4 protein-coding genes are annotated in these 18267 nt (G+C 65.8%); all 4 read left to right on the forward strand.

The annotated features are described in order from the left end of the window. Positions 1-826: 826 nt before the first annotated feature. Positions 827-2248: a type II secretion system ATPase GspE gene (gene gspE, locus IF690_RS14025; RefSeq protein WP_023970362.1), complete on the forward strand. Its 1422-nt coding sequence runs from the start codon at positions 827-829 to the stop codon at positions 2246-2248. Further along, positions 2248-3459, forward strand: a complete 1212-nt coding sequence (gene gspF, locus IF690_RS14030) for a type II secretion system inner membrane protein GspF (protein ID WP_202701039.1) — start codon at positions 2248-2250, stop codon at positions 3457-3459. Before gspE ends, gspF begins: the two co-directional genes overlap by 1 nt. 638 nt (positions 3460-4097) lie before the next feature. Continuing rightward, on the forward strand, positions 4098-5264 hold the full coding sequence (locus tag IF690_RS14035; protein WP_202701041.1) for a phosphate ABC transporter substrate-binding protein PstS: 1167 nt from the start codon (positions 4098-4100) through the stop codon (positions 5262-5264). A gap of 213 nt (positions 5265-5477) precedes the next feature. After that, a complete protein-coding gene (locus IF690_RS14040) occupies positions 5478-18176 on the forward strand; it encodes a filamentous hemagglutinin family protein (protein WP_202701045.1) in 12699 nt (4232 codons plus the stop codon). Positions 18177-18267 lie beyond the last annotated feature (91 nt).

Genomic DNA, 18267 nt, shown 5'->3' on the forward strand with positions numbered 1-18267 from the left:
TGGTTTGGCGTGCGCTACGCGCCCGATCGCAGCCTGCGGCAGCGGCTACAGGGATCACCGCCAAATCCAGGCCGGCCGGTAGGCCGCCTCGCATTGTTTTTGGTTTTCTTGCCCCGTCGGGAGGTGGAGTAGAGGTTCTGCGCAGTGGGCAACTCGACAAGGATGCCGAGTTAGCCACCCCAGGCCGTGGATGGCCTGCAGCAGTTACAGGGATCACCGCCAAATCCAGGCCGGCCGGTAGGCCGCCTCGCGTTGTTTTTGATTTTCTTGCCCCGTCGGGAGGCCGAGTGGAGGTTCTGCGCAGTGGGCAACTCGACAAGGATGCCGAGTTAGCCACCCCCGGCCGTGGATGGCCTGCAGCGGCTACAGGGAACGTGTTCTCAGACAGGCCGACCGGCAGGTCGCCTCGCATTGTTTTTGATTTTCTTGCCCCGTCGGGAGGCCGAGTGGAGGTTCTGCGCAGTGGGCAACTCGGCAGGGATGCCGAGTTAGCCGCCCCAGGCCATGGATGGCCTGTGGCGGCGGCCCACGGAGCAGGACCGGAGCGAGGGAATCCGAGCCTTGGCGAGGACCGGACGTTGGGGGCAAGAGCCTTTGGTTACTTTGGGCTCTTCAAAGTGACTCGCCGTAAGGGCGAAACCGCCAGCGGCCGTTACCGCAGCAACGGATATGTACACCCACTTCGCCGTACGAACAAAACCGTCAAAGGCCGTTACCGCAGCAACGGATATGTACACCCACTTCGCCGTACGAACAAAACCGTCAAAGGCCATGACCGCAGCAACGGATATGTACACGGCCCAGGCCAAGGCCCGGAGGCACTCCCATGAACCCACAGCTCCCTTATGCCTGGGCCAAATCCCAACGCATCCTCCTGCGTCACAGCGAGGAGGGCGCCGTACTCCTGGTCTGCCCCTCGACCCCCGGCTGGTCGATCAGCGAAGCACGCCGCCAGTTCGGCCCGGCGCGCCTGGAGCGGGTGCGCGACGAGGAGCTCGACGGCCTGCTGGCCAGCGCCTATTCCGACACCGGCAGCGCCGCCGCGGTGGTTGGCGCCGCCGAGAATGAGGTCGACCTCGACCGCTTGATGCAGGACATCCCGGAAATCACCGACCTGCTGGACACCCAGGACGGCGCGCCGGTGATCCGCATGATCAACGCCTTGCTGACCCAGGCCGCGCGGGATGAGGCCAGCGATATCCATATCGAACCCTATGAAAGCCATTCGGTGGTGCGCTACCGGGTCGACGGCACGCTGCGCGACGTGGTCTCGCCGCGCAAGGCCCTGCATGGCGCGCTGGTGTCGCGGATCAAGATCATGGCCCAGCTCGACATCGCCGAAAAACGCCTGCCCCAGGACGGCCGCATCGCCTTGCGCGTGGCCGGGCGGCCCATCGATATCCGCGTGTCCACGGTGCCCACCGGGCACGGCGAACGGGTGGTGATGCGCCTGCTGGATAAACAAGCCGGGCGCCTGCAACTGGAAACCTTAGGCATGGACCCGCAGGTGCTGGGCAAGCTCGACCACCTGATCCGCCAGCCCCACGGCATCGTGCTGGTCACCGGCCCCACCGGCAGCGGCAAGACCACCAGCCTCTACGCCGCCCTGGCGCGCCTGGACGCCAGCACCAGCAATATCCTTACCGTCGAGGACCCGGTGGAGTACGACCTGCCGGGCATCAGCCAGATCCAGGTCAACGCCAAGATCGACATGACCTTCGCCCTGGCCCTGCGCGCGATCCTGCGCCAGGACCCGGACATCATCATGATCGGTGAGATCCGCGACCTGGAAACCGCGCAGATCGCCGTGCAGGCTTCGCTCACCGGCCACCTGGTGCTGGCGACCCTGCACACCAACGACGCGGTATCGGCGGTCAACCGCCTGATCGACATGGGCGTCGAGCCCTTCCTGCTGGCCTCGTCGATGCTCGGGGTGCTGGCCCAGCGCCTGGTGCGCCGGTTGTGCCCGCACTGCAAGGAAGAAGACCCGACCGCCCCCGGCACCTGGCGCCCGGTGGGCTGCCCGGCCTGCAACCAGGTCGGCTACAGCGGGCGCACCGGTATTCACGAGCTGTTCTGCATCGACGACGATATTCGCAGCCTGATCCACCAGGGCGCCGACGAACAGGCGCTGCGCGCCGCCGCGCGCCGCGCCGGGATGTTCAGCATGCGCGAGGACGGCGAGCGCTGGGTGCGCAGCGGCGCCACCGCCCCTGAAGAAATCCTTCGCGTAACCCGGGACGCCTGATGAACCGTTATCGCTACGAAGCCGCCGACGCCCTCGGCAAGATCGAGTCCGGGCACCTGGAAGCCGACAGCCAGAGCGCCGCTTTCGGCGTGCTGCGCAGCCGTGGTCTGACGGCCCTGATGGTGCAGGTCGAGAGCAACACGCCCAAGGCCGGTGGCGCTGGCCTGTTCAGCGCCAAGCTGTCGGACAACGACCTGGCCTGGGCCACCCGCCAGCTGGCCAGCCTGCTGGGCGCCAGCCTGCCGCTGGAAGCGGCGCTCAGCGCCACGGTGGAGCAGGCCGAGCGCAAGCACATCGCCCACACCCTCAGCGCGGTGCGCGCCGATGTGCGCAGCGGCATGCGCCTGGCCGAAGCCCTGGCGGCGCGGCCGCGGGATTTCCCGGACATCTACCGGGCGCTGATCGCCGCCGGCGAAGAGTCGGGCGACCTGGCCCAGGTCATGGAACGCCTGGCCGACTACATCGAGGAACGCAACACCCTGCGCGGCAAGATCCTCACCGCCTTTATCTACCCCGGCGTGGTCGGGCTGGTGTCGGTGGGCATCGTGATCTTCCTGCTCAGCTACGTGGTGCCCCAGGTGGTCAGCGCCTTTTCCCAGGCGCGCCAGGACCTGCCGGGGCTGACCCTGGCGATGCTCAACGCCAGCGACTTCATTCGCGCCTGGGGCTGGTTGTGTTTCGGCGTGCTGGCCGGCGGCTTCTGGAGCTGGCGCCTGTACCTGCGCAACCCCCAGGCCCGCTTGAACTGGCACAGCCGGGTGCTGCGCCTGCCGCTGATCGGGCGCTTCGTGCTGGGCCTGAACACCGCGCGCTTCGCCTCGACCCTGGCGATCCTCGGCGGAGCCGGGGTGCCGCTGCTGCGCGCCCTCGAAGCGGCGCGCCAGACCCTGTCCAACGACCGCCTGAGCCAGAGCGTCAGCGACGCCACCGCCAAGGTCCGCGAAGGCGTCAACCTGGCCGCCGCGCTGCGGGTGGAAAAAGTCTTCCCGCCGGTGCTGATCCACCTGATCGCCAGCGGCGAAAAAACCGGCGCCCTGCCACCCATGCTCGAACGCGCCGCACAAACCCTGTCCCGCGACATCGAACGCCGCGCCATGGGCATGACCGCCTTGTTAGAGCCGCTGATGATCGTGGTCATGGGCGGGATGGTGCTGGTGATCGTCATGGCGGTGCTGCTGCCGATCATCGAGATCAACCAGTTGGTGCAATAAAAGGCCTATCGATCGCCTACGCTGGCGAGCTTCTGTAGGAGCGAGCTTGCTCGCGATGGCGTACGTCCAGACGACTCGCGTCGCCTGGATCGCGGGCAAGCCTGGCGCCTACAGATCGTGAGTTTCCTCGACGGGCGGATGCGAACGCTCCGTAGCCGCTGCCGAGCGCAGCGAGGCAGCGATCGGGTTGGGTGGCCTTCCGACGCAGCGGCCGCCAAACCTGAGCACGCGCTTCGCCAGGATCAACGGCATGGCTTGCCGCAACTTTTTTCTCGGCCACCCGAGCGGCAAACCCAGCGAACTCGGGTTCCTCGTTCTGTCATGCGCCACCATCCCCATTGCCCCCAGCCCGGGACCCACGCCGCGTCGGGTCGCGATCTGGCAAAAGGCCCGGCGAAACCTCGCCGCCACCTGCGCTGAAAAGCCCGCGCCAGGGCCCCCGAACACCCGAGAAAGTTTTTGAAAATCAAGCGCTTTCTCCCGAGGTTTTTTCCTTTATCTGTCACCGGAAACTGCGAACTTCTTACCCATGGCCTCACCCCGCACAACGCTCTCAGAGCAGGGCAGAGGATCTGAGCGCCATGGCGTCATGCAAGAACCATTGACCTCCGTATACACACGACGAAAGGAGATTCTTCATGTTTAAGCGCACTATGATCGCAGCTTCCCTGGCCGTAGCGGCTCTGGCTTCGGCCCAATCGATGGCCGCTGTGGTGGGTGGCGGCGCCACTCTGCCACAGAACCTGTACGGCACCACCGCCGGTACCGGCATCCTGGCTTCCTCGACTCCTGGCTTCAACCCTTACATCGGCGTGGGCAGCGGCGCAGGCAAGCAGGCGTTCTTCAACAATGACTCCACCAAGTTCAACCTGGCTGCTGGCATCAACGTCGACTACGCCGGTAGCGACTCGATCGTCAGCTCGACTGAACTTAGCGCTTACAACAACAGCGCTGACAAGGGCCGTGCCACTTTCGGTCCTTTGATCCAGATCCCGGCCGAGGCCACTTCGGTGACGGTGCCTTACAACGTTGCTGGCAAGACTTCGCTGAATCTCACCAGCGCTCAACTGGCCGATATCTTCTCGGGCAAGATTACAAACTGGAATCAAATCGTCTTCTCCGGCGTTGCCGGTCCAAACCTGCCTATCACGGTCGTCTATCGCACCGACGGCAGCGGCACTACCGAAATCTTCACCACTCACCTGAAGGCTGTGAAACCTGCTTCGGTACCTGCCGCCAGCAACAGCTTCGCCACCGCCGTAGGCTTCAACCCGGCCACCAACGCTCCAGCCGGCTCCACCTACGTCGGTGTTTCCGGTAGCGGCGCGATCGCTTCCACCGTGGCCAACACCAATGGCGCGATCGGTTATGTCAGCCCTGACTTCGCCGAGTTCAACAATGCCGCCAAGGTGGCAACGGTCAATGGTTTCCTGCCGACCGAAGTCAACGTGCAGATCACCCTGGATACCGCTCTGCCACCCACCAACCCAGCCAGCGGCAAGAACCCAGCCAACCCTCTGGATTGGGTACCGACCTTCGCCAACCCAAGCACCGGCTACCCAATCGTTGGCTACACCAACCTGATCTTCAGTCAGTGCTACAAGGACGCCGGTGACAACCTGCGCATCCGTAACTTCCTCAATGCCCACTACACCGGTGTCAATAACGGTGCGGTGTCGAGCCACTCCTTTATCCCACTGTCGGCTGCCTGGCAGACCGCTGTTCACGACACCTTCTACAAAACCACCAGCGCCCTGCGCGTGGGCAACACCAACGTCTGCAACGGCATTGGTCGTCCGGCCTGATACCCCGCCATCGGCAGGGTTCGTGTAACAGCCGGCAATGGCTCAAGCCATTGCCGGCTTTCTCGTTTCCGGCTGTTGTCGCGTAGATGAACTTTGCATGACAAGAGTTCGGTCGCGCCTGCCCATAACCGCCTTAGCAGTAATCCCGCGAATGTTTTGGCGGCAACCGTCGTACCCGCCATTCGCCCGAACAGTAAAAAGGATCCGCAAGTGATGCGCTCTGAGCCGAATCTGCCTGTTTCCCGACTCATCAACGCCTCTGCTGCCCAGGGACAGCCGGTGCTGCGACTCAAGCCGCTGGCGCAGGCCATTGCCCTGTTGATGCTCGCCGGCACGGCCCAGGCCGCGCAGCCCCAGGCCTTCAGTTCGGGTTGGTTCGGGGCCATGGGCGCGAACCAGGGCGCCGGCGCTGCGCGTCCATCGGTGGCGCAGCCGGCCGGTACGCCACCGCCCCTGGCGCAACAGCAGCGGGTCAACAGTCAGCTGCAACGTTCGATGAGCAACCTCAACAACACAGTAGCGGCCATCGCTGCCCAGCAGGCCGCGCAAGCGGCCGGGCGCGCGGCGGCGCTGACCGCCCCGCAGACCCTGCACAACGGCCTGGGGGGCAATGGCCTGAATGTACTGGTCGGGGCCGACGGCAAGCCGCTGTTCGTCAATGCCGAGGGGCCGGTGCAGACCGATGCCGACGGCAAGGCGCTGGTGTCGATCAAACAGACCGCCGACAAGGCAATTCTCAACTGGGAAACCTTCAACATCGGCCGTGACACCACCGTCGAGTTCAAGCAAAACGCCGATTGGGCCGCGCTCAACCGCGTCAACAACAGCACCTCGCCGAGCCAGATCCAGGGCGCGCTCAAGGCCGACGGCACGGTGATGATCCTCAACCGTAACGGCGTGGTATTCAGCGGCAGCAGCCAGATCAATGTGCGCAACCTGGTAGCGGCAGCCACCACCCTCAGCGACGAACAGTTCAACAATCGTGGGCTGTTCAGCGCCAGCGACAGCGCGCCGACGTTCAGCGACGCCGCCGGCAAGGTGCTGGTGGAGCAGGGCGCGCAACTGCAGACCCATGTGCCGGGTTCTTCCACCTCCAGCGGCGGGTATGTGCTGTTGCTCGGCAAGGAAGTGGATAACGCCGGCAGCATCAACACCCCGCGGGGCCAGACCGCGCTGGTCGCCGGCGACAGTTTTGTGATCAAGAAAGGCTACAGCACCGACGGTAACCCGACCTCGACCACCCGCGGCAACGAGGTCGTCGCTTCGGGCATCGGCAAGGTCAGCAACCATGGCGCGATCCAGGCGGCTACCGGCGACATCACCCTGAGCGCCCAGGAGGTGCTGCAAAAAGGCCTGGCCCTGAGCAGCACTTCGGTGGACGCCCGCGGCACCCTGCACCTGAATGCCCGGGGCAACGACGCCAAGGTGACCCTGGGCGAGGGCAGTACCAGCGCCATCCTGATCGACAGCAGCACGGCCCTGGACAGCCAGCGCGACGGGCTGTTGACGCCAGCCTTGAACCAGGCTGGAAACGCCACGCCGGCCGATGCCTATCGTCGCGACCAGTCACTGGTGGAGATCGCCAGCGGCGGCACCGTGGACTTCCAGAACGGTTCGATCACCCTGGCCACCGGTGGCCAGGTCGCGGTGAATGCCGGGCAGCGCAGCCTGGTGCGCGACGGTGCGGTGATCGATGTGTCGGGGGCGGTGGGCGTCAAGGTGGCGATGGAATCCAACAGCGTCAAGGTCAATATCCAGGGCAACGAGCAGCGTGACGCCTCGGTCAACCGCGACAGCAAGAACCTCAACAGCAACGATGTCTGGGTCGATGCCCGCGAGCTGGTGCTGGTCCCGGCAGGGACCAACGGCTACGCCACGGATCGCTGGTACACCGCTGGCGGCTTGCTGGAGGTGGGTGGTTATCTGGGCACCCAGCCGCACAACGTCGGCGAATGGATGGCCCAGGGCGGCAGCGTACGTCTGAGCGGCAATGAGGTAGTGACTCAGCAGGGGTCGCAGATCAACCTCTCCGGCGGCACCCTGGACGTGCAGGACGGGATGATCCAGCAGACCTGGCTGCGGGCCGCCGATGGCCGGCTGTTCGAGTTGTCCAAAGCCCCGGGGGACATTCTCTACAGCGGGCTCTACAAGGGTTTCGAAGAGCACAGCGTGCGCTGGGACCGGACCGAGTATCACTACAACCCGTTGATCGCTCCCCGCGAGCGTTTCGAACAAGGCTACAGCGTGGGTCGAGACGCTGGTCGCCTGGAAGTCAGCACCCGCAATGCGGTACTCGAAGGGCAGATCGTCGGCGATACCTTCCACGGCGATCGCCAGACTCAGGCCCCACGTCCGGGGCTCGACGGCTACCAGCAGGGACAGAACGCCGTGGCCCGGGGCGGGCAGTTGGTGGTCGGGGCTTATGTGCCTTACTACGTCAAGGACAGCGCCAGCTTGCAGTACGCCCTGAGTGCCGATGCCAATACCGTCAAGCAAGTGGTGCTGGGGCAGGCCGCGGCGATAGCCAGTGGGCTGGACCTGGACACTGTCCTGCCCGACGAGCGCAAGGGCGCCTTGTGGCTCGACACCGAGCAGCTCAACGGTTTCCAACTCGGCAGCATCAAGGTCGCCGCCACTGGCAGCATCCTGGTTGAGGGTGCGCTGGAGGTCAGTCCCGGTGGCGATATCACCCTGTACGGTCCCCAGGTGCAGGTCAATGCCGACCTGACGGCGCAGGGCGGCAATCTGGCCCTGGGCAATGTGCTGCAACAGATCACCAGCAACGGCAAGCTCGACACCACCCTGGCGGCGACGGGAGGCAAGCGCGCGACGCTGACGGTTGGCAGTGGCGTCCGGCTGGACGCCAGCGGCCTGTGGAGCAACCTGTTGCTGGACCCCGCCGATGGCAGTCGCTTGCCTTACCTCAATGGCGGCAGCGTCTCGCTGCGCAGCAGCGCCGATGTCGCACTGCAGAGCGGCAGCCTGATCGACGTGTCATCGGGCGCGGCGCTTATGAGCGACGGCAAGACCCGTGCCGGCAAGGGCGGTCATCTCACCCTGGCGGCCAATGCCAACAGCGCGGCGGCCATCGGCACGCTCACCCTGGACGGCGAGCTGCGCGGCCATGGCGTGAACGGTGGCGGCACCTTGAGCCTGCAGAGTGGCAAGGTGCTGATCGGTGAGCGCGCCGCCGACACTGCCGCCGACACCCTGGTGCTGGCCCCGCAGTCCTTCGACAAAGGCTTCGCTGCGTATGACATCACCGGTAACCAGGGCCTGCGGGTGGCCGAGGGTGCGCAGGTCGAAGTGACCCAACCGGTCTATCTGTTGGGCGATCAGGCCAGGAGCACAGCGACCGGAGCGGACCCGACCTCTGCGTTGGAACGCTGGTTGCCCGGGCTTTACCAGGAAGACCCGATCAAGGCTGTACTCAGCCAGCGCCAGGGCGCGAGTATCAGCCTGCGGGCCGGCACCGCGCGCTCGAGCGCGGCGGACATGGCCAGTACCCAGCTGGTGGTGGGCAAGGGCGCGGCCATCAGCGTCGACCCCGGCCAGTCGATCGCCCTGGGCAGCATTGGCCAGTTGACCCTGGACGGTGCATTGAATGCCTGGGGCGGCGCCATCACCTTGAGTGGTATCCAGGTTGCGCCGGATGTGGCCGAAGCCGTCGAGGGTGCCGGTCATGGCCGTTCGATCTGGGTGGGGGAACAGGCGGTGCTCGATGTCGCCGCGCGGGCGGCCACCGCGACCGATGTCCTGCGGCGTCGCTACGGCAAGGTGGACGCAGGTGGCAGCATCGTGATCGGTGGGCAAATCGACCCGCAGACCGGTATCGCCAGCGCGGCCAATCAATTTGTGGTGGTGCGTGAAGGCGCTCGCCTGGAGGCTTCCGGCGCCCAGGCCATGGTCGATGTGGCGGGTCAAGGGCCTGTGGCGATTGCCAGCAGTGGCGGCAGTATTTCCCTGGCGTCGAACAACGGCTTGTACCTGGACGGCAGTTTTAACGCCCGCGCCGGTGGCAGCGGTGCGGCCGGCGGCTCGCTGGATGTGGCGCTGGAGGCACCGCTCTACCGCCCCAGTGCGTCGCAGCGGGTACGCCAGGCGCGGGAAATGGTGGTTGGCCAGGCCAGCACCGACAGCCTGCTGTCCAGCGGCGTCGGTCCCGAAACCGTGCAAGACACCCTTGCCTATGGCCATGCCCGGCTGGGGCTGGATAAAGTTCAGGCGGGGGGCTTCGATAACCTGTCGCTGCTCAGCAATGGCCTGATCAGTTTCGACGGCGCGCTGTCGCTGTCCCTGGGGCAGAGCCTGCAGTTGTATGCCGGTGCCCTGGCGTTGAGCGATGACGCTGTGGCCGGTTCGCGGGTGCAACTGGCCGCGCCTTATGTGCGCTTGGCGGGTGTCGGTGCGGTGGTTGCACCTGACCAATGGATGCGCCCTACGGTGCAGGGTGGGGTTTCGACGCAGGCCTCGACAGGTACCTTGTCGGTCACGGCGGGTAACGTACTGGATGTCCGCGATGGCGTGAGTATCGGTGCCCATGGCACCACTGCCAGCAGCCTGAGCCAGGCCATCGACCGCCGTGCCTTCGACGACACGCAACTGATCAGCCAGGGCGATATGCGCTTCCTGGCCAGTACCGTCGATTTGCGCAACACCAACCTGAGCACCCAGGCCGACCTGCGGCTGGCCGCTGCGCAGATCTACCCGGCCACCGGCGCGGTGGCGCAGGTCCTCGCAGGTTATCGGGGCAATGACCTGGACTACGACCCGGACCGCACCCTGAGCATCGGGCGCACCGGCAGCGCCGACCCGGCGCAACCCTATTCGGTGTTCGGCAAACTGACCCTGGGCGCGGCGGTCATCGAGCAGGGCGGCGTGCTGCGGGCGCCCCTGGGCAATATTTCCCTGGGCACCCAGGAGGGGATATTGCGCTACACCAAACAACTCAGCCTGTTGCCGGGCAGCCTGACGTCGGTCAGCGCCGCGGGCCTGACCTTGCCCTATGGCGGCACGGTGGACGGCGTGACCTGGCGCTTCGACGGCAAGCAAGTGGACTTGCTGGGCGTGGGCGGCACCAGTTCCAACGCCAACCTGGTGGTGGGGACGCAGTTGCTGGGCCAGTCGATCGACGTGCAGCAGGGCGCGGTCCTGGACCTGTCCGGAGGCGGCCAGTTGCTGGGCGCGGCGTTCGTGTCCGGGCGCGGCGGCTCGACCGATGCGCGCTATAACCCCCTGGTGCAGTTCGGCGCCGATGGCCGCTTCACCTTGCCGGGGCTGGACACCAACCCGGTGTACGCCATCGTGCCCGGGGTCCAGGCGGGTGTTGCGCCAAGCGGCGGCGAAGCGGGGGCGAGCACACCGCTGGTGGGCCAGCAGATCAGCATCGACGCAGGCGTACCCGGCCTGCCGGCGGGCACCTACACCTTGCTGCCGTCGACCTATGCCCTGATGCCGGGGGCGTTCCGGGTCGAGATCAATGGCCGGGTCGCGCCGTTCGGGGCTACCGCGGTCACCGGCAGCACGGCCATGCGCAACGGCTCCTGGTCCAGCGCGGGCCGGTTGTCCATCGCCCACACCGGGATTCAGGATGCCTTGACCCGTCAGGTGATCCTGACCCCGGCCGCGGTGCTGCGCAGTTACTCGCAATACAACGAAACCCCCTATGCCGATTTTGTTCGCAGCGATGCCGCGCGCCGGGGCGTGCCTCGCGCCGCGCTGGAGGCCGATGGCAAAACCTTGCGGGTCAGCCTGATCGCGGGCCAGGGCAATGCCTCCAACGGTTTCGAGTTCGCCGGAGCGGCACGTTCGGCGGCGGCCGAAGGCGGTTTTGGCGCGAGCCTGGAGGTCATGTCCGGGTCGAGCGGCAGCGGCAGCGCGATCGAGATTCTGCCTGCCGGGGCCACTGCCAACGGCAATGGGGTGTCGTTCCACGCCGATGATCTGAATGCCATTGGCACCGCTCGCATGAGCATTGGCGGAGCACCGAACGTGGTGTATGGCCAGGGTGGCAATTTTGTCCAGTTCGACGCGAACAGTGCCGCCGAGTCGGTGACTTTGCGCCAGGGCGCGATCTTGTCGGCCCCTGAAGTGTTCCTCGTTTCCGGTCGACCCGATGGGGCGATCCAAGTCGAGCAGGGCGCATCGATCAATACCCTGGGGCGTGGCGACGCGGCCTATGACTCCACCGACGGTTTTATCTACCAACCGGGACTTCGCAGCGTGCTGGCCGTCTCCAACGGCGTGCTGCAAATGCTCGCGCCGACCGAGGGCGATGTGCTCCGGGGGCCCGGCAGTATCTTGATTGGCGACTGTGCCCAGGCGGCCTGCCAGGGGGAAACCACGCTCTACTCCCAGGGCACCATTGCCTTCGCCACCACCAACACCTTCCGGCTGGGCGATGGGGTGCGCTACGGCACCCGTCATCTGGCCCTGGCGGTCGGCGGGGTCAATGTCGGCAGCCCAGAGGCCCTGGCCGCTGCCCAGGCGCGCAATGCCCTGCCGTCGGGGTTGACCCTCAACCAGGACGTCATGAATCGCTTGCTGCGCGGCGACATCGGCAGTGGCGCGCCGGCCCTGGAGACCTTGTCGTTGACCGCCGGCCGGTCATTGAATTTCTACGGCAGCACCACCCTGAGCACCCTGGACGGCAACGGCCGGTCGATGCTCGACAACCTGATGCTCAGCACCCCGGCGATCTACGGCGACGGCGCGGCCGGCGATGTGGCGCTGATCCAGACCGGTAACCTGATCTGGAACGGGGTAGCCGCTACGCCCGCAGCGGTGATTGCCAACGGCGCCGGCACCGGCAGCGGCACCCTGGAGATCCAGGCCCGGCGCATCGAATTCGGCTATGGCCCCAACACCCAGCCCGATCCTTTGGCCGACTACGCCCGCCTGGCCCTGGGTTTTGCCAACGTCAACCTCAGCGCCAGCGAGCGCCTGACCGCCAACCATAAGGGCAGCCTGGCGGTCTATCAGTCCCAGGGCGCCTATGAAACCGGCAAGGGCTTCGCCTACAGCGGCGGCAACCTGAATATCAGCACGCCGTTGCTGACCGGCGAGGCGGGTTCGGTCAACCGCATTACCGCGGGAGGCGACCTGCGCTTGAGTCGCGCACCGGGCCAGCAGGCGGCCTTGCCGGCCATCGACAGCCTTGGCGCTGAAGTGTTGCTGGCCGGCAACAACGTCGAACTGGACAGCGCCGTGGTCCTGCCCAGCGGCAAGCTGACGGTGCATGCCGAGCATGGGTTGAACCTGACCGACCGCGCCCATCTGGACCTGGCCGGGCGCCGGATCACCTTCAACGAAGTCAGCCAATACAGCTGGGGCGGCGATGTGATCCTGCAAAGCCGCGAGGGCGATATCCGCCAGGCGGCTGGTTCGCTGATCGACCTGTCGGCGCAGAACAACCATGGCGGGAGCCTGAAGGTGGTAGCCGTGGGCGAGGGTGGCGGTCAGGTGGACCTGCAAGGCCAACTGCTCGGTGCCAGCTCGGGGCATTACGACGCCGGCGGCACCCTGGTGCCTTACAAGGCTGGCAGCGTCGATATCCGCGCGCAGACCCTGGGGGATTTCGCCGCGCTCAACCAGCGCCTCAACCAGGGCCAGGTGTTCGGCGCCCGCAGTTTCCAGATCAAGCGCGGCGACCTGACGATCGGCAGCGAACTCAAGGCCGGCGAAGTCAACGTCTCCGTGGATAACGGCCAGTTGACGGTGCTGGGCACCATCGACGCCAGTGGCGAGCGGGTCGGCAGCATCCGCCTGGCCGCCCGCCAGGGCCTGACCCTGGCCGGTAGTGCCGTACTCGATGCCCATGGCACGGCCCTGCGGGTCGACAGCTACGGCAAGATCATCGATTCGCCGAACCGCGCGGTGGTCGAACTCAACTCCGGCCTGGGCCAACTGACCCTGGCCGACGGCGCGCGCATCGACCTGCGCCACGGCACCTCGGTCGCCGCCGGTACGGCGCCCGGCCAGTACGACGGCCAGGCCCGCGGGACGCTGGAACTCAATGCCCCGCGCCTGGATGCCAGCGACCCGACCCTGGGCGATATCGCCATCGATGCCAGTGGCCGGCTGAACATCCTGGGTGCTCGCTCCATCGCAGTAAACGGCACCGCCCGCTACACCGATGCCCCCGAGGGCACGGCGCCGGCCGCCAGCGGTCGGCCGTACCAGGTGATCGACCAGGCCTACCTGGACGCCAAGCATCAGGACAGCCAGCGCTTTATCGACAATGCCTTGAGCAATACCGGCTTGATGAACGGCAAGCTGGCCGGTTTGAACAACGCCACCTATGCCGACGCCTTCCACCTGCGTCCGGGGCTGGAGATCGTCACCCAGGGCGACCTGGTCATCAGCGGCGACCTGGATCTTTCCGGCTACCGCTATGCCAGCGTCAACCCCCATGCGCAGAAAACCTCGGTGTATGGCTCCGGCGAGCCGGGCAACCTGGTGATTCGCGCCGGTGGCAACCTGGATATCTACGGCAGCCTCAACGACGGTTTCGCGCCGCCACCGCCGACCCCGGACGATGCCGGCTGGGTGTTGACCCCCGGCCGCCAGGCCTTTGGCGGCGACGTGGTGGTGCCGGGGCCGGGCGTGACGCTGGCCGACGGCAGCCTGTTCCCGACCGGCAAGACCCTCAACTACGCGTTGCCGATCAAGCCGGTGCGCCTGGCGCAGGGCACCTTGCTGCCGGTCGCGGCGACCCTGCAGGCGCCGCTGGAACTGCCGGCCGGCACCGTGCTGCAAGCGGCCGTGCGCGACAGTGCCGGCAACCCGGTGTATGCCGCCGGCACCCTGATTCGCGAGGCCGTGACCCTGGCCAGCGGCATGACCCTGGACGCCGGCACGCGGCTACCTGCCGCGGCGTCGCTGGGGGCCATGACCTGGCCGGCCGGGGTGCCGCTGCCAAGCCGCGACAGCTTTGACTTGAACAACCCGAACGGCGTGCAGCTGGCCGGCGCGCTGGCGCTCAAGGTGGGCGCGCTGATCCCGTCGGAAACCGATATCAAGTTGCCGTCCGGGGTGATTTCGCTGCCGCTGCGCACGGTCACCGGCGGGCGCCAGGGTCGCAACTGGGCCGTCGCTTCGTTGTTGCCGGAGGGCTCGCTGTCCTGGTCGATGCGCCTGGTTTCGGGGGCCGATACCCAGGCCGCCGACACCCGGGCGATCAAACCGGTGATGGCTGGCGACCTGACCCTGGCCGACACTCATTACGCGGTCTTCGAGGGGCACGAGACCATCATTATTCCGGGGACTCCGGAGCGTCCGGCAGGTGCCTGGTTCTGGAACGAGTTGGGGGTGTTGATCGACCCGAGTTTCGTTGAAGGTACGCGTGTCGCGCCGGCGGATGAGTCCTGGTGCGCCGAAGGTATGTGCAATCGCTTCAACTATGTGTGGAACGACCTCGGGGTATTGATCGACCCTAGTTTTGTCGAGGGGGCACCGGTTCTGGCGGAGTATGAATCCTGGTGTGCCGAAGGCCTGTGTACCTCACTGGGCGAGGCCATCCCCGGCACGCCGGAGCAAGTCATCGTCGGTCCGGTGAATAAAGTAACGCCGGTCACCCAGAACTTCAGCGTACTGCGCACCGGTACCGGGGATCTGGACCTGCTGGCGGCGGGTAATGTGGCCATGCAGTCGTCGTATGGGGTCTATACCGCCGGTGCTTCGACCGCAGCACGAGCCGGTGATCTGCAGGGCGCCTTCGATCAGGCGCGCAGTCGTGGCGGCGATGGCAGTGTTCTGGGCAGTGCGGCGACCGCTTACGAGAGTCTGGTCAACGAGGGGCCGGGCAGTCTGTATGCGGCCTGGTACCCGGATCAGGGCGGCAACCTGTTATTGCGCAGTGGTGGCAGTCTGACGGGTGATGTGTTCAGCAACTACACCGAACCCCGTAAGGAAAACGCCCGCGCTCAATTGGCCAGCTCCAACCTGGGCAATTGGCTCTGGCGCCAGGGGACCGGCGATACGGCCGGGGTTACGCCGATTCCGGCCAGTTGGTGGATCAACTTCGGCACCTATGTGAGTGGTCGCGGAGTAGTGAATACCGGTAATCCCGATAGCAGTCTGATTGCGCAGCTTCCGATACTGGTGGGTTTTACCGGTATCGGCACCTTGGGCGGTGGCAATCTGACCCTGGATGTGGGCCGTGATGCCGGTTTGCTCAGCCGTCGTGGCGCTTCGGACGCGGTTTCCTCGCCACGCAGTCAGGGCTTGGTGCTGGCGGTGGGCAGCAGCGGTCGGGTGACCCCTACAGGTGAACTGCTGCTGACCGGCGGTGGCGATCTGGATGTGCACGTCGGTGGTGACCTGAACCCCGGATTATCGGCTCGGGCCGCCGCCACTGCATCGACTGCCAATCCGGTCTCCACCGACTACACCCGGCAGGATCTGCGTTTGAACGGGGTCTTGAGCAACCTGCGTGGTGCGCTCGGCCTGCAAGCCTCGAGCCTGGGGGGGATTGCCTTGAACTATGGCAGTCTCGCGCTGTTTAACGACAGCAAGGAGAGCCGCGCCTACGATCCGTTCAATGCGTCCCTGGGCACCGCGACAGGGGGCATGGTGTTGATGCTCGGCGACGCCACGGCCAGCCTGGCCACCCGGGGCGACCTGGTGCTGGCCGGTACGGGCGACCCTGGGCGGACCTCTACTGAAAACGCCTCGGCGTTCACCTATGACGGTACTTCTTATGGAACGGGGGGCTATGGCTGGTTTTCGTTGTGGACCGAGCGCACTGCCATTGATCTGTTTTCGGCGGGAGGTAGCCTGACCCCAAGTGTGCAGGTCGGTGATATTGATATAAACAATAACGGTCAACCTATTGGCAACCGCAACAGCTCGCCAACCGATGGCCGATTCATCTTCCCTTCGCAATTGAGCGCAATTGCCGCCAGTGGCGATGTATTCATCGGTGGCTCGGCGTTGGGGGGGGCGAGTAACAACTCGCAGTACTCGTTGCTGTTGGCGCCGTCTACCCAGGGGCGCCTGGAAGTACTGGCCGGGGACTCGATTTATGCCGGCGGGTATGCCATCAACCAGTCTGGAGCCTCTCTGAGCGCGATGCCCACACCTTTTACCCCGGCATTTGCGGGCTGGGGGACGGGCGCCGCCCCCATAGTGACCAATCTGAGCAGTGACGGCATTACGATTCCGAACATCAAGACCGAGTTTTCGTTGTTCGCCTTTGGTGCCAACAGCAACAACGGTCAGTTCGCCAGCACTGATGCGGCGCGCTTTTACGCGGTTGGCGGGGACATAGTCGGGTTGCGCAGCGGTGAAATATTGAACTTCACCTCTGGCCCTCGGCTTGGGCAAACCTGGTACGAAGCGGCAGGCCCGGTGTGGATGAAGGCGGGTCGCGATATCGTCAACTCGGGAACGGCGTTGGGCATGCTGACAGGGGTACCCGAAATCATCGCCAGTTCCCTGGGGAATACGATACCCGGTGGCGGTACCAGCAGCGGCAACCTGTTTGTCCATAACAACCCCAGCGATATCTCCATTGTTTCCGCCGGACGCGACCTGCTGTTCAGCTCCTTCAACGTCGCCGGCCCCGGCACGCTGGAGATCAGCGCCGGACGCAATATCCTGATGCAGGACAAGGCCTCGGTGAACAGTCTCGGTCCGGTGGTGGCCGGCGACTCGCGGCCTGGCGCCAGCATCGTGATGCAGGCCGGTGTCGGGGCCGCGGGCCTGGATTACCTGAAGTTCGTCACGCCGTACCTGGACCCGCTCAATCAGGCTCAGGTCGGCGTGCCGCTGGCCGAGCAACGGGACAAAGTCGCCAAGACCTATGAAGCCGAACTGTTGAAGTGGCTCAAGGAGCGCTTTGCCTTCGAGGGTTCCGGCGACGAGGCGCGGGGCTACTTTGCCAGCTTGCCGGCGGAGCAGCAGCGGGTCTTCGCCCGTCGGGTCTACTTCGAGGAACTGCGCGAGGGCGGCCGTGAGTACAACGATGCCAACGGCCCGCGTTTCGGCAGCTTCCTGCGCAGTCGCAATGCAATCGCCTCCTTGCTGCCCACCACCGATGTGGTGGGCAACCCGATCGTTTACGACGGCGACATCACCCTGTACGGCGGCGCGGGCGTACACACCTTGTTTGGTGGCGATATCCAGATGCTGACCCCGGGCGGGCAACAGGTATTCGGCATCGAAGGCGAGGCGCCGCCGGCCAGTGCCGGGGTCATCACCCAGGGCGCGGGCGATATCCAGCTGTACTCCCAGGGCAGCATTTTGTTGGGGCAGAGCCGGGTCATGACCACCTTTGGCGGATCGATCCTCGGCTGGTCGAACGCTGGCGACATCAACGCCGGGCGTGGTTCCAAGACCACGGTGATCTATACGCCGCCCAAGCGGGTCTACGACAACTGGGGCAACGTCACGCTGTCGTCGAACGTGCCAAGTTCGGGGGCGGGGATCGCCACCCTGGCACCGATTGCTGAGGTGCCTGCCGGGGATATCGACCTGCTGGCGCCATTGGGCACCATCGATGCCGGCGAGGCCGGGATCAGGGTCTCGGGCAACGTCAACATCTTCGCCTTGCAGGTGGTCAACGCGGCAAACATCCAGACCCAGGGCGAGTCCTCGGGGATACCGGTGGTGGCGTCGGTCAATACCGCGGCCCTGACGTCGGCCAGTTCGGCGGCGTCGTCGGCGAGCCAGGCCGCCGAGGATGTGGCGCGCCAGCAGCAGGCGGCGGCGCGGCAGAATATGCCGTCGGTGTTTAGTGTGCAGGTGCTGAGTTTCGGCCAGGAACGCCTGGCGCCGACCCAGGATGGCGCCAGCCGGGCCAACCCCGGTTACAACCCGGACAGCCCGGTGCAGGTGCTGGGCGCCGGGCCGCTGAGCGATCAGGCGCGGCAGCAGTTGACCGAGGAGGAGCAGCGGCAACTGACCCTATAGGTTCTCTCGTGGCAACACGCTTGGGGGGCGATCATCGATCGCCCCTTTTTTTGCCTGGGTGGAAAGGCCAAGGCGGCGTGTGGCTGGGGGC

Origin of the sequence: Pseudomonas sp. SK3(2021) (assembly GCF_016772375.1) — a bacterium.
GTDB classification, from domain to species: Bacteria; Pseudomonadota; Gammaproteobacteria; order Pseudomonadales; family Pseudomonadaceae; genus Aquipseudomonas; species Aquipseudomonas chlororaphis_I.

Coding starts and splice junctions, on each gene's coding strand:
- IF690_RS14035 (WP_202701041.1), top strand. CDS start 4,098: ATGTTTAAGCGCACTATGATCGCAGCTTCCCTGGCCGTAGCGGCTCTG.
- gspF (WP_202701039.1), top strand. CDS start 2,248: ATGAACCGTTATCGCTACGAAGCCGCCGACGCCCTCGGCAAGATCGAG.
- IF690_RS14040 (WP_202701045.1), top strand. CDS start 5,478: ATGCGCTCTGAGCCGAATCTGCCTGTTTCCCGACTCATCAACGCCTCT.
- gspE (WP_023970362.1), top strand. CDS start 827: ATGAACCCACAGCTCCCTTATGCCTGGGCCAAATCCCAACGCATCCTC.